Raw genomic sequence first — 12650 nt, forward strand, 5'->3', positions numbered from 1 at the left:
GCTCAGACCGAGGATCCGCTCACCAAGGAGAAATTCTATGCCACTCGGATGAACGATTGACAAAAAACCTGATGTGAAAGGATATGAACCACGGGCATGCTAATGTTTGAAGACATTCTCACGATGCCATTGTAGAAATTGAGGGTGCGGGCGCTCATGGATACCTACCGGCGAGATCGCCTTTCCAGTCTTGTTGATGAGGCCCTGGATACTGTCACGATCGTTTGCATGGCGTGAGACTAGGATATCAAGATCGTCTGACAAGCCGATAAGGCCTCGATCGAACATCCAGTGTGCAGTTCCGGAGAGCGCAATGCCGTTCGACAGGATATCTGGTCCTTTCGCTTCGACCGGGCGGATATGGGCAGCATCGACCTCCGCGCGCCCACCGCCGTTGACCAGCTTCAAGCCTGTTATCGCACATCGCTTGTCGTAGGCTTGCAAAATCAAGCGGCGAAATAGACGGTCGCGAACGATACGTGACGAGAGCTGCGCGACACGCGCCCTCTCCTGTTCCAAAATAAAGGGAGCCTGGGGACCGTCCGAAAACCCATCCGGCTCCCACGTCTCAGTCGCTTCCCCGGACCGCGGCAACTCGGGTTGATCTTCCGCCAGTCCGATGGAGAGGACGCGATTAAAATCCGCTGCGGAGATTGGCCGGACCGCGGCCTGCGCTCGTCCCGAGATCCGTCCCTCTTCGTTCAGAACTCCGCGTTCGATCACGCCGTCTGGACCACTGAAGGGAACGGGGTTGACGAAATCGAGGTAGCTGCCAGTTTCGATCAGAGCCAGATGCATTCCGTGCGCTTTGGGATCCGGAATGGCCCGCGAAACTTTGGCGATCGCGAAATATCCGCGAGTCGCTGCCACTTTGCGGGGCTCATAGTAGATAATCCAGTCTCCCACGCAGGCCTGAACACGACCGAGATACTGGCTCGGAAACTGATATTGCTCAGCCGGGCTGTCGTCATAGATCGAATCTGTGCGATGAATGAAAATCCCGAATCCCATACTCGATCTCTACCATGGTGACTGCGCTTCAAACCAGGGAGACCGGTGATTTTGCACGCCCCAGGCGGCGGGCTTTACGTGCGTTGTTCAAAAGATCAACAAAATCCCACCTCGATCGAAACCCAGCTCGACCTCAGAAAGGAATTCATCCTACGACAAAGCCGGCATTTGGCCGACACGTTCGTTGATGCCGGTGTCAGTGGCTCGTCATTCGAGACGAGGCCGGGCCTTCAGGCAGCATTGGCCAAGTCCAATGGAGGTGCATACGCAGTTTTTCTCCGCCTCACCTTCGATCGCCTGTCTCGCGATCTGGAACACAGCGCCCGTATCCTCAAGATCCTGCAGTTTCATGATTTCGATCTCTGGACGGTCCACGTGCCGCCGCGGTGTCATCAGCCGCACATGAGCATCCATACGCTCGAGAACCTTTGCCGGAACAACCTCGCGTTCCGGCAGCGACCACCAGTGATCGTCCACGCGTTCGATCGTGTCGACCACTGTCCCGAGAACTGCAGCTTCCGGCAATCGTGCACGGTTGGCAAAAGCTTTCCAGCGCTGCGCATTCAACGCCTTGAAAGGACGCTCGCCGCCGAGCGACAGAGCCATTGCATCTGCCTGGATATATGGGATTGTCGAGAGCACGTCATAGACAGACGCGAGTTGCGGTTTGTCACCTGCCTCGCGATAGATCAACGACCCGTTTTTCGGGTGCATGTCACCATCGCCGGTCAACGCAGCCAGAGCCAGCCGCCGGACAAACTCCAGTGCGGCAGGCGGCGACACGGCAACGTTCAAGGCGGCAGCGAAATCATGCTAGGCCGCTCCTTCATATTTCCGGGAAGGATAGACGCCGAACGTTTGCGCGAAATCCTCGATATGGATCCGCTGGCTACCAAGACCACGATCAAGGCGTTTGACGAGCAGGACTTTGCCGTCCGACAGTATCTCGAACGCCTTTGGAATTCCTTCGAACTCCGATTGCTCGACAAGTTCCCGTTCCGGCACCTCCATGCCGATGGCTTCTGCCAAAGCAAGATTGGCATATTCGTTTTCCGACACGCCAGGAAATGAGGTCGACGGAAACTTGGCGATATACGAACCCTGCTCGTCGCCAAGTGGCAATGTCAGCCTGCCGCCTTGCCTGTATTCTTGATAACCGAAAGCGTCATCTGCACACCAGCGAGCGAAAACCGGGCTTTCGGTTTTGAAACGGGTAGATCGTCAAGATGCACCACCGTTCCCTCGCTCGGCACAACGCGGACGGCGCCCGGCAGGTCCGCCCCGAGTGCGATAAGCAGATCGAAATCGTTCCCAGCGCGAACGCTGCCGGCGTGATGCTTTTCCATTGCCTCGCGCAATTTGTCCTCTTGGAGGAGATTGGCAAAGAACGCCGGTAGAGCACGGGCAACGGGTTTGGGATCCTTACGCAATCCGCCTGTGGCTGCGCGGAAAGACAGGCTGAGCACCGGAAAGCCGCCGGTGGCGCGATAGCTCTCCTCGAAGCTGAAGGCGTTGAAATCACCAGGTGTCCGAACGATCGTGCCGACCTTGAAATCGTTCAGCAGCACATTAAGCGACGAGGTGGACTCGGATCGGAGGAAGCTTCAGACATTCTCATCCTCGTCCGGATGAGCGATGAATGCCGGGAGATCGTCGATATCATCCTGGGGCCGTAGCAGCGCATCAACGGCCGGAACCATCGCCTGTGGTACAAGCATCAATTCAAGCCCGAGAGCGCGCGCGATGTTGATCAGTGTCGTTGTGGGCGCGACACTGCTTCCGGCTTCTATCTCACGATAGCGGGGACGCGATACACCCGCCATGTTGGCAACCTGCTCCTATGTCAGTTGCCGGCCTTTACGCGTCGCCATCAGCAATTGCCCGATTTCCAGCAAGAATTCTGACTCATGCTGTGCCATCCTACCTATCCGTCCGTTCTTCGCGGAGTAAGGCGAGCTGTCTCAAACATTTTAGGCTCGGCCGATACGAAAGACATAAATACGTATCATTACTTTCTAATTGACCCATTTACGTATCACAAATGCCATTCTCTAGATGGCCGCGCCACAGCCTAAACGCGCCGGCGGACCGAGAGTGTTTCCAGTGAACATGAGGCACCGGAAACACTCGAAATCACTCATGAGAGTACCATTCCGGCCCAAGCAGAACCGGCCAGCCTTGACAGATGCAAATTAATTTCTAAACTTTAGAAAATAATTGGTGGAGGGCCATGCATGGGGCTGCATCACGGACAGATTCTCCGTATTCTGCGCGATGAGGGACCACAATCGCGCGCAATTCTCGCACGCCGCAGCAAGCTGTCTGCTACCACGCTTACACATGTGACAGCCCAACTTCTCAATGAGGGCGACGTTGCCGAAGAGGAGCCCGTGGGAAGCAGCGGCGTGGGGCGGCCGGGTCAGGCGATCCGGCTCCTGCCCGATGCGAGACATGTTGCCGGCGTGCATGTCGGCGCGGGCCTCGTGCAACTCACCATCACCAATCTCATGGGCGCGCCCAAGGCCGCGGCGTCTTTCGACTTCGACCTGCCTCTAGCATCACCCGAAGCAATACTCGCGCGCATTGCCGGCGAAATCCGGACACTTCAGGCGTCGAGCGGCATCGAACGCATTCTCGGCGTCGGCCTTGGCGTGCCGGGTCCTGTCGATACCGACCAACGCACCATACTAACGTCGATCAATACCGGATGGTGCAACGTGCCCCTGGCCGACATGCTGCAACAACAGACCGGCCTGCCGGTGATCCTTGAGCACAATGTCACCGCAATGGCGATCGCGGAAGCGCGCTTCGGTCTGGGTCGCAAGGTGCCAGGCACGCTGTTCGTCTATCTGCGGTCCGGGCTTGGTGCCGGGCTGGTGATAGACGGCATGCCGTTCAGGCCAGGCGGCCATGGCGCCGTCGAACTCGGTCACATCCAGATTTCCAACGATGGACCGCGCTGCAGCTGCGGCAATCACGGCTGTCTCGAATGCTACCTGAACGAGCGTGTTCTGACGCAATCCCTGGGCCTGGAGGGCCCGGCGCCGACTGACCTGCTGGCAAGGATGGAAAAGACTGCTGGCTGGGTGCCGGTACTCAACCGCCTGACGGATTCGCTGGCCATCGCGATCACGCTGCTGACACCGGACCTGATCGTATTCGGTGGTCATCTTGGTGAAGCCCCCGAGAGCCTGTTCGCGCATCTACGTCAACACCTGCCGCCGCGCGTGATGCCGCATATGCGCGACATCCTCCGGTTCGAGCGAACCAGCTTCGGGGCGCAGTCCGGTGCTTTCGGCGGCGCCGCCGTGGCCCTGGATCACTTCTTTTATTCTGGAGACCGCCATTGAGCACCGTGACGACAAAAAACGAGGCGGGCGTCACCAAGAATGCCTCAGCCGGGAAGCTGGGTCCACTCGCACTCAATCTGACCGCCTTCGCGATCGGCTTAGTCATCTGGTGGGCAATCACCCAAGCCAAACTGGTCGTTTTGCCAGGGCCAGCGCAAGTGGCGGAGCGCGCGGTCACGCTGCTCGCCAACGGCCAGTTGCTGCTCGATATCGTCTCCAGCCTCCGGCGCGTTCTGACTGGCTTCCTGCTCGGGGTCGCGCTCGCCGTTCCCGTCGGCTTCCTGATGGGATGGTACAGCGTCGCCCGGGCTCTGATCGAACCCTATGTCCAGTTCTTCCGCATGATCCCGCCGCTGGCGATCATTCCGCTGGCCATCGTAACCATGGGCATCGATGAAGCGCCGAAAATCTTCGTCATTTTCCTGGCCTCCTTCCTGTCCTGTGTGGTCGCCACCTATCAGGGAGTGATCAGCGCCGATCGGACGTTGATCAATGCGGCGCGCGTGCTCGGCGCGAAGGATGGAGTGATCTTCTGGCGTGTGGTCATTCCCGCCTCGATGCCCTTCATCATGGTCGGGGTACGGATCGGTCTAGGCTCTTCCTGGGCAACGGTTGTCGCCGCCGAGCTCATCGCGGCGCAGTCCGGACTGGGCTTCCGCATGCAGCAGGCACAACTCTACTACGAACTACCCACCATTTTCGTCAGCCTAATCACCATCGGCATCCTTGGCCTTGTCATGGACCGCCTCGTCCAAGCGGCGGAACGGCGCCTCACCCGGTGGCAGGAGCGCGTTCAATGACCCCTATCAACAGCGAACCGAAGATCTCGTTCCAGAACGTCACCCGCCGTTTCGGCCAGGGCAGCAACGCGTTCCTCGCCCTCGACCGGCTCAATCTCGACATCGCCGACGGCGAATTCGTCACCGTCGTCGGCCCGTCCGGCTGCGGCAAGTCGACAGCTATGAACATCGCCGCCGGCTTGACGGACGTGTCTGACGGACGCGTGCTCGTCGATGGCAAGCCGGTTAATGGACCGGGGCCGGAGCGTGGCGTCATCTTTCAGCAATACGCCCTGTTCCCCTGGCTCACGGTTCGCGAGAATGTCGAGTTCGGCCTCAGGATCAAGGGCCTGCCCTCGGCCGTGCGCAAGACGATCGCCGATCGCTTCATCGACCTCGTCGGTCTCAAGGATTTCGCGGACGCCCTGCCGAAAACACTGTCCGGCGGCATGAAGCAGCGTTGCGCCATTGCGCGCGCCTATGCCGCCAACCCGACGATCCTGCTCATGGACGAACCTTTCGGCGCACTCGATGCATTGACCCGCGTCAACATGCAGGACCAGTTGCTGGACACGTGGAGCCGGGAGCGGCGCACCGTCGTCTTCATCACTCATGACGTCGACGAAGCGGTCTATCTCGCCAACCGCGTCATCGTCATGGCTTCGAGGCCCGGCCGTCTGCACAAGATCATTCCTGTCGACCTGCCCTATCCACGCACGGAAGAAATTCGACTGTCGCCGGAGTTCGCCGAGATCCGCAATCAGGTTTGGTATGCGGTCTACCACCAGAACAGCCAAGCCAAATCAACGTCATGACAAGGAGGAGAAAATCATGACCTTTACCAGACGCAAGCTTCTCGGCGCAGTCGCCGCAGGCGCCATCGCGAGCCCCTTCCTCGGCCTTTCGGCAAGATCCGCCCGCGCCGACGCCAAACCAGTACGCGTCGGCTATATCGCCGACTATTTCGGCACCAGTCTCACGGCGATCGCCAGTGACCAGGGCCTGTGGGCCAAGCATGGCCTGGAGCCGGACCTCAAGGTCTTCACCAATGGCCCGATCCAGATCCAGGCGCTCGGCGCCGGCAGCCTCGATTTCGGTTATGTCGGTCCCGGCGCATTGTGGTTGCCCGCCACCGGCAAGGCCAAGCTCGTGGCCATGAACGCACTCGGCCTGTCGGATCGCGTCATCGCCCAACCGGGCATCAATTCCATGGCCGATCTCAAGGGCAAGAAGATCGGCGTTCCCGAGGGCACGTCTGGCGATATGTTGCTGCGCCTCGCACTCGCCAAGGCCGGCATGACGCTGTCCGACGTCGAAGTCGTCAAAATGGACCCGCCTACCGTGGTCTCGGCCTTCGCCTCCCGGCAGATCGACGGCGCGGGCATCTGGTATCCGCTGGTCGGCGTCATCAAGAACACGCTGCCAGATCTGGTGGAAGTCGCCAAGAGCAGCGATTTCTACCCGCAGAACTCGTTCCCGTCCGCGTTCGTCGCTCGCAACGAGGTTGTTACCGAGGACGTCGATCTGATCAAGCGCTTCATCGCCACGATGAAGGAAGCCAACGACTTCCGTGCTGCCGACGTGCCGCGCTCCGTCGACATCACGGCAAGCTTCCTTGGCGCGCCAGTGGACCCACTCCGCACCGAAAGCACGAACGGCAAGTTCCTCACTTCGGCCGAACTGGCCGCTGCGAGCAAGGACGGCACTGTCGAGGGCTGGCTGAAAGGCCTCAACGAACAGTTCGTCGCCTTCGGCAAGATCGAGAACCCGCTCGATCCGAAAGACTATTACATGGCCGATCTCTACGCCGGCAACTAAAGCCAATCGACCGGCGCGGACACCCGCGCCGGCCCTTTTTCATCGAGATGAGAATGTCCAAGAAGCCCAATATCCTGTTCATCATGTCGGACGACCACGCCGCGCGGGCGATTTCCGCCTATGGCTCGGGTCTCAACAGCACCCCCAATCTCGACCGCATCGCCGACGAGGGCATGCGCCTCGACCGCTGCTACGTGACGAATTCTATCTGCACGCCGAGCCGGGCCGCTATTCTGACCGGAACCTACAATCATGTGAACACGGTGACGACGCTCGATACGCATATCGACAATCGCCAGCCCAACGTGGCCAAGCACCTGCGCGCTGGCGGCTACCAGACCGCAATCTTCGGCAAATGGCATCTCGGCGAAGGCAAGGCGCACGAGCCGACGGGCTTCGACGAATGGTCGGTCGTACCCGGCCAGGGCGACTATTTCGACCCCGTCATGATCGACCGTGACGGATCGCACCTCGAGCAAGGCTATGCGACCGACATTATCACCGACAAGTGCCTCGACTTCCTGGGCAATCGTGACCCCGACAAGCCCTTCTTCCTCATGTGCCACCACAAGGCACCGCATCGCAGCTTCGAACCGCATCCGCGCCATCGGCACCTTTATGCGGATGGCACGCTGCCGGTGCCTGAGACGTTCTCCGACGACTATGCCAACCGCGCGACGGCGGCTGCGGCGGCCAAGATGCGCATCCGCTCCGACATGACCTACAAGGATCTCGGCCTCGTCCAGCCCGAAGGCGGCGAGGAGGTCGGCACGTTGCTTTTGGGTGGATGGACCCAGCGCAAGGTGCCTGAAATCAGGGAGGGAGAGGAGCTGCGCCTGATCGATGGCCTCACCGGCGAGAACTTCGTCTTCACCGATCCGCAGGAACTGGCCCTGTTCAAATATCAGCGCTACATGATGCGTTACCTGCAGACCATCGCCGCCGTCGACGAGAATGTCGGCCGTCTGCTTGATTATCTCGATGCACAAGGCCTGCGCGACAACACCATGGTCATCTACACGTCCGACCAGGGCTTCTTCCTCGGCGAACACGGCTGGTTCGACAAGCGCTTCATGTACGAGGAATCCCTGCAGATGCCCTTCCTCATCCGTTATCCCGACGGGATCGAAGCCGGCGCACGCGCGGCGCATATCACGACCAATGTGGATTTTGCGGCGACATTTCTCGACTATGCGGGCCTGCCTGTTCCGAGCTACATGCAGGGAACAAGCATGCGGCCGATCCTGGAGCAGACAGCGGACGAGAATGACAAGGGTCTCGCCTACCATCGCTATTGGATGCACAAGGACGAATTCCACAACGCCTTCGCACATTACGGCGTGCGTGACGAGCGCTACAAGCTCATCTACTGGTACAACGATCCGCTCGACCAGCTCGGCGCCTTTGCCGGCGACGAGCCGCCCGAATGGGAGCTTTTCGATTGCGAAAAGGATCCATTCGAGCTTTCCAATTGTGCCAGCGATCCGGCTTATGCCAAGGTCTTCGAACGTATGCTGGCGAAACTGGATGCGCGAATGGCGGAGATCGGAGATATTCCTGAACATGTGAGCGCCGATATACTGGCTGGCCTCAGAAGGGCAGCCTGACCGTTGAGTTGCTGCTCCGATATTGGCGAACGTCGCAAGGGATCTGCACATGATCCACGGGAACCGGCAACCCCGCGGGCCATGGCGGCATGCATGCAAGTCGTGCGCATACGCTTCCCGGCCGCCAACAGCCATGTCGGAACCGACCGTCCGGTCATCCCTGACGACGGGGAAGGTCCTCGCCGGGCCGTGAAGCTCGGTGCTTTCGAGCTCGAAGCGACAACGGTAACCAATGCACGCTTCGCCGAGTTCATCGCTGCGACGGGCCACGTCACCGAAGCGGAGAGGTTCGGCTGGGCACCGGTGTTCCGCGGCCTGCTGCCAGAGGGGTTGGGCCACGCGCCAGTCGGTGCACAAATCCCCTGGTGGCTTCGCATCGACGGTGCCAACTGGCGGTCGCCGGAAGGGCCCGGCAGCACAATCCACGCCCGCACCCATCATCCCGCCGTGCAAGTTTCCTGGAATGACGCCATGGCCTTCGCCGCCTGGTGCGGCGGCCGCCTGCCGACCGAGGCAGAATGGGAACATGCCGCTCGCGGCGGCGCGGCAGACCCACGTTTCCCATGGGGTGACGATGAACCCAGCGATCAGGCGGTGTTCTGCAACATATGGCAGGGCCGTTTCCCCGAGCAGAATACATGCGCGGACGGTTTTTTTGGGACATCCCCTGCTGATGCGTTTTCACCGAACGGCGCCGGGCTCTATGGCATGGCGGGCAATGTCTGGGAATGGACTGCCGATTCCTTTCGCATCCGCTCGCTCGGGAAGCTTGCGCGGCAGCGCAATGAGCAGGCCAGCCGCAACCGTGACAAGGTGGTGAAGGGCGGGTCGTTCCTTTGCCACAAGAGCTACTGCTATCGCTATCGGATTGCTGCGCGCTCGTCGATGAGCCCGGACTCATCGACGAGCCACACCGGGTTTCGCATCTGCTACGATTCCGACATATGACAAGCGATGCGGTGAGGTCATCCCACGCGCTGGCGTGGCAGGGGCGGTGATCACCTCAGCAAAATCGGCACGATCCCTATCCCAAGCCAGACTGTTCGCGACGGTGATGAAGGTAGCGCATGCGACTTCACGCCGAATGCACATGGTGAAGCCTTCAATTGGATAGGCTAGTCGCTAGGTTTGCGCTCTGATCCGCCGAGTTCCAACGACAAATGGACGATCGCCCGGGGGCACAGCGCCCGCCGCCGTCCGTTATGGCCAGCCCTATCTACCGCTCCACTCGAACCCGGGTTATCAGGATTGCTCCATCAAGCCTGAAGGTGATCTAGAATGAGACACGAAATCATTGAAATTCCTATCATTTCAGAGGCCATTCGCCGCTTGGGTGCGCCGACCACGGTCCTGACCCGGGTGGACGGTCTTCTCTACACCTGCGGAATGCCGCCGATCGACATCGGGACCGGTGAGATCGTCAGGGGCGACATAGCAACGCAGACCCGAGCCTGCATGGAAGCCCTTTCCTTTACGTTGCGTCACGCGGGCTCTTCACTCGACAATGTCTTCAAATCATTAGTCTTTATTACCGACAACGATTTCGCAGCGGATATGAATGCTGTCTATCGCGAGTATTTTCCGCATGGTTTTCCAGCCCGAAGCTGCGTGACCATCCGCCCCTGGACGCATTTCGATATCGAAATCGAATGCATAGCAACCACAGGATAATCCACGGAAAATGTCGGGCCTGCTCATAAGCGGACGCAATGCTTGCCATTGAGTTTGGCTATTTGCGTTACAGACTCTCCTGTCTGCCTAATATGCCCAGAACGAACACAACATAAGAGGGTGTTATGAAACTGGGCATATCGAATATTTCCCGTGGTCTCGCTGCGGCAGTTATGGCGGGCGTTATTAGCCTTTCCGCACATTCGGCCGCCATGGCCGAGACGACGATCCGCCTCGGTCATGTGCTGGCCGATACGCATAGCTGGCATGTGGCCTCTATCGATTTCGCCAAGGACGTTGCGGAAAAGACGCAAGGCCGCGTCAAGATCGAGATTTTCCCCTCCGGCCAGCTGGGTACGGAGAAAGAAGTGATCGAGGGCATGCAGATCGGCACCATCCAAGGCGGCCTGATCGGCAGTGGTTCCTTCCAGTTCGTCGAGCCGAAATTCGGCATCATCGAAATGCCCTATGCCTGGACCAGCCGCGAGCAAGCTTTTGCAGCGCTTGACGGCAAGCTTGGAACCGCGCTTTCCGACCTGCTGCGGCCGAAAGGCATCGAAGTTCTCGCCTGGTGGGAGAACGGTTTCCGCAACATCACCAACAGCAAGCATCCGATTGCCAAGCCCGCCGATCTCGCCGGCATCAAGATCCGCGTGACACCGGACAAAGTTCGATTGGCAACCTTCGAGCTTCTTGGCGCACAGCCCGCACCGCTGGCTTTCGGCGAGCTCTATTCGGCTCTCCAGCAAGGCGTGTTCGACGCGCAGGAAAACCCGCTGTCGATCATCGATGCATCGTCATTCTATGAAGTGCAGAAATATGTCTCGATGACCGGCCATATCTGGGGCGCGGCCTGCCTGACGGTGTCGAGCATGACCTGGGCGCAGATTTCCCCCGAAGATCAGGCCATCGTCAAGGAAGCCGCAGTCAAATGGGGCAACGCCCAGCGGCAAATGGTTGCCGACAACGAGGTAGCACTCATCGAAAAGCTGAAGTCCAAGGGCATGGCGTTCAACGAGGTCGACAAGGCCGCCTTCGTAGAGGCGCTGAAGCCGATCTGGGACAACGAGAAGGGCGTTTTCGGTCCCGAATTGCTCGCCATCATGGATAGCTATCGCAAGTAAAGGCGATCCCCTTTGTCCTGCCTGCCTCCCGCGGGCAGGACAAAGTCGTTTCCATCCAAGTCTTCCCACATATCAGCGAGATTTCCATGCAGGATGCATCGAACCCGCCACGGATAGCTGCCGCAATAGACCGGACTGCCGGGGCCGCCGGCGGCTTGGCTATCGCTACCTTCACCGGCATCATCGTCTACGTCGTCATCTGCCGCTATGCCTTCTCCTTCACACCACGCTGGTCGGAGGAGATTCCGCGCCTGCTGCTGGTGTGGGCAACGTTCATCGGCGCGATCTCCGCCTTCATCCGCAAGACGCATCTCTGTGCCGGACTGACCGACCTGATCGTCGCACCCGGCCGCTTCCGCGTTTTCCTCGACAGGCTCGCACGCCTGGCCTCCTTCCTGTTCCTGATCGTCGTCTTCTGGTCCGGCTGGAAAATGACATCCCTCACCTGGTCGCATGAGACGACGGTTCTCAGCTGGCCCGCCGGTCTTGTCTATCTGGCCCTGCCGGTCACCGCGGTCTTCGCCTTCGTCGCCCTGCTGGCCCTGGAACTGCGCAAATGAGCCTCGCCCTTATCGTTCTTTTCGTCGTCTTCGTCCTTCTGCTGCTGATCGACGCACCGATCGTGATCGCGCTCGCGCTGTCCTCGGTCGCCTATCTGCTTGTCGGGGACGCACTGCCAGTGATGGTCGTCGCGCAGCGCATGGTCGCCGGTATCGACAGCTTCACCCTGCTTGCGATCCCACTGTTCCTGCTTGCCGGCCTGCTGATGGTTCATGGCGGGCTCGCGCCCCGAATCGTCAATCTCTGCGCAGCTGTTGTCGGACAGCGCACGGGGGGGCTTGCCATCGTCATGATCGCCGCCTGCATGATGTTCGGTTCGCTTTCAGGCTCGGGCGTCGCGGATGTGGTCGCCATCGGCTCCATGCTGCTGCCGGCCATGAAGGAGCGTGGCTATCATCCCGGCTTTTCTGCCGCTGGCCTCGGCTGTGCAGGCTCGCTCGGCACGGTCATTCCGCCTTCCATCGTGCTGATCGTCTACGGTACCGCGACCGGCACATCCATCGGCCAGCTTTTCATCCATTCGATCGGCCCCGGCATCCTGCTCGGCCTCGGCTTGATGGTCGTGGCTTGGTGGATTTCGCGCAAGAACGGCTGGAAGGGCGGCGAACCTTTCAGCTGGGCCCGTCTGGGAACGGCACTGCGCGAATCCATCTGTCAACGGCGGAGTAAAAACCGGCCACGGGGCGGAGCAAAAGTCGGCCACTGCGGCGCCGGCCTGAGACCGCCGGG

At 59.9% G+C, this 12650-nt stretch carries 11 protein-coding genes and 3 pseudogenes; 11 read left to right on the top strand and 3 right to left on the bottom strand.

All coding sequences use genetic code 11. From position 1 onward, the window contains the following. Nucleotides 1–99 precede the first annotated feature (99 nt). Nucleotides 100–1011, bottom strand: a complete 912-nt coding sequence (locus EXZ48_RS33105) for an HNH endonuclease (RefSeq protein ID WP_023517618.1) — start codon at nt 1009–1011, stop codon at nt 100–102. Nucleotides 1012–1089: 78 nt separating this feature from the next. On the opposite strand from EXZ48_RS33105, the pseudogene EXZ48_RS33110 reads away from it, so the two are divergent. Next, a pseudogene (locus EXZ48_RS33110) lies at nt 1090–1326 on the top strand (recombinase family protein); the annotation flags it as partial. 69 nt (nt 1327–1395) lie between these two features. Here EXZ48_RS33110 and EXZ48_RS33115 read toward each other — a convergent pair. Further along, nucleotides 1396–2579 (bottom strand): annotated as a pseudogene (locus tag EXZ48_RS33115) (type II toxin-antitoxin system HipA family toxin); the annotation flags it as partial. A gap of 36 nt (nt 2580–2615) precedes the next feature. Continuing rightward, nucleotides 2616–2930 (bottom strand): annotated as a pseudogene (locus EXZ48_RS33120) (helix-turn-helix domain-containing protein). A gap of 315 nt (nt 2931–3245) precedes the next feature. On the opposite strand from EXZ48_RS33120, the gene EXZ48_RS33125 reads away from it, so the two are divergent. From EXZ48_RS33125 to EXZ48_RS33170, 10 genes are all read left to right on the top strand, one after another. After that, nucleotides 3246–4361 carry an ROK family transcriptional regulator gene (locus tag EXZ48_RS33125; protein ID WP_024271023.1) on the top strand — a complete coding sequence of 372 codons (1116 nt, stop codon included), beginning with the start codon at nt 3246–3248 and terminating at the stop codon, nt 4359–4361. Then, nucleotides 4358–5161 (top strand): ABC transporter permease, encoded by an 804-nt coding sequence (locus EXZ48_RS33130; RefSeq protein WP_023516746.1) that lies wholly within the window; start codon nt 4358–4360, stop codon nt 5159–5161. Before EXZ48_RS33125 ends, EXZ48_RS33130 begins: the two co-directional genes overlap by 4 nt. Next, complete coding sequence (locus EXZ48_RS33135) at nt 5158–5955, top strand: ABC transporter ATP-binding protein (RefSeq protein WP_024271022.1); 798 nt, start codon at nt 5158–5160, stop codon at nt 5953–5955. The genes EXZ48_RS33130 and EXZ48_RS33135 overlap by 4 nt, the downstream gene beginning before the upstream one ends. 16 nt (nt 5956–5971) lie before the next feature. Continuing rightward, nucleotides 5972–6958: an aliphatic sulfonate ABC transporter substrate-binding protein gene (locus EXZ48_RS33140; RefSeq protein ID WP_023517011.1), complete on the top strand. Its 987-nt coding sequence runs from the start codon at nt 5972–5974 to the stop codon at nt 6956–6958. 53 nt (nt 6959–7011) lie between these two features. Further along, on the top strand, nt 7012–8565 hold the full coding sequence (locus EXZ48_RS33145) for a sulfatase (RefSeq protein ID WP_024271021.1): 1554 nt from the start codon (nt 7012–7014) through the stop codon (nt 8563–8565). Between the two features lie 93 nt (nt 8566–8658). After that, nucleotides 8659–9513, top strand: coding sequence for a formylglycine-generating enzyme family protein (locus tag EXZ48_RS33150; RefSeq protein ID WP_023516102.1), 855 nt, complete (start codon nt 8659–8661; stop codon nt 9511–9513). A 330-nt stretch (nt 9514–9843) separates the two neighbouring features. After that, complete coding sequence (locus tag EXZ48_RS33155; RefSeq protein WP_024271020.1) at nt 9844–10236, top strand: RidA family protein; 393 nt, start codon at nt 9844–9846, stop codon at nt 10234–10236. 173 nt (nt 10237–10409) lie between these two features. After that, nucleotides 10410–11360, top strand: a complete 951-nt coding sequence (locus EXZ48_RS33160) for a DctP family TRAP transporter solute-binding subunit (protein ID WP_245462423.1) — start codon at nt 10410–10412, stop codon at nt 11358–11360. Nucleotides 11361–11446: 86 nt separating this feature from the next. Continuing rightward, nucleotides 11447–11920 carry a TRAP transporter small permease gene (locus EXZ48_RS33165; protein ID WP_023516578.1) on the top strand — a complete coding sequence of 158 codons (474 nt, stop codon included), beginning with the start codon at nt 11447–11449 and terminating at the stop codon, nt 11918–11920. Next, nucleotides 11917–12650 (top strand): TRAP transporter large permease subunit (locus EXZ48_RS33170; RefSeq protein ID WP_245462424.1); only part of this gene is annotated, 734 nt, incomplete at its 3' end. The genes EXZ48_RS33165 and EXZ48_RS33170, both read left to right, overlap by 4 nt.

This window comes from Shinella sp. JR1-6, assembly GCF_004284735.1.
Taxonomy (GTDB): domain Bacteria; phylum Pseudomonadota; class Alphaproteobacteria; order Rhizobiales; family Rhizobiaceae; genus Shinella.

What these genes read in the sequence shown, in the direction of transcription:
- EXZ48_RS33160 (WP_245462423.1), top strand. Translation starts at nt 10,410, where the DNA reads ATGGCGGGCGTTATTAGCCTTTCCGCACATTCGGCCGCCATGGCCGAG.
- EXZ48_RS33145 (WP_024271021.1), top strand. Translation starts at nt 7,012, where the DNA reads ATGTCCAAGAAGCCCAATATCCTGTTCATCATGTCGGACGACCACGCC.
- EXZ48_RS33165 (WP_023516578.1), top strand. Translation starts at nt 11,447, where the DNA reads ATGCAGGATGCATCGAACCCGCCACGGATAGCTGCCGCAATAGACCGG.
- EXZ48_RS33125 (WP_024271023.1), top strand. Translation starts at nt 3,246, where the DNA reads ATGGGGCTGCATCACGGACAGATTCTCCGTATTCTGCGCGATGAGGGA.
- EXZ48_RS33140 (WP_023517011.1), top strand. Translation starts at nt 5,972, where the DNA reads ATGACCTTTACCAGACGCAAGCTTCTCGGCGCAGTCGCCGCAGGCGCC.
- EXZ48_RS33135 (WP_024271022.1), top strand. Translation starts at nt 5,158, where the DNA reads ATGACCCCTATCAACAGCGAACCGAAGATCTCGTTCCAGAACGTCACC.
- EXZ48_RS33105 (WP_023517618.1), bottom strand. Translation starts at nt 1,011, where the DNA reads ATGGGATTCGGGATTTTCATTCATCGCACAGATTCGATCTATGACGAC.
- EXZ48_RS33155 (WP_024271020.1), top strand. Translation starts at nt 9,844, where the DNA reads ATGAGACACGAAATCATTGAAATTCCTATCATTTCAGAGGCCATTCGC.
- EXZ48_RS33150 (WP_023516102.1), top strand. Translation starts at nt 8,659, where the DNA reads ATGCAAGTCGTGCGCATACGCTTCCCGGCCGCCAACAGCCATGTCGGA.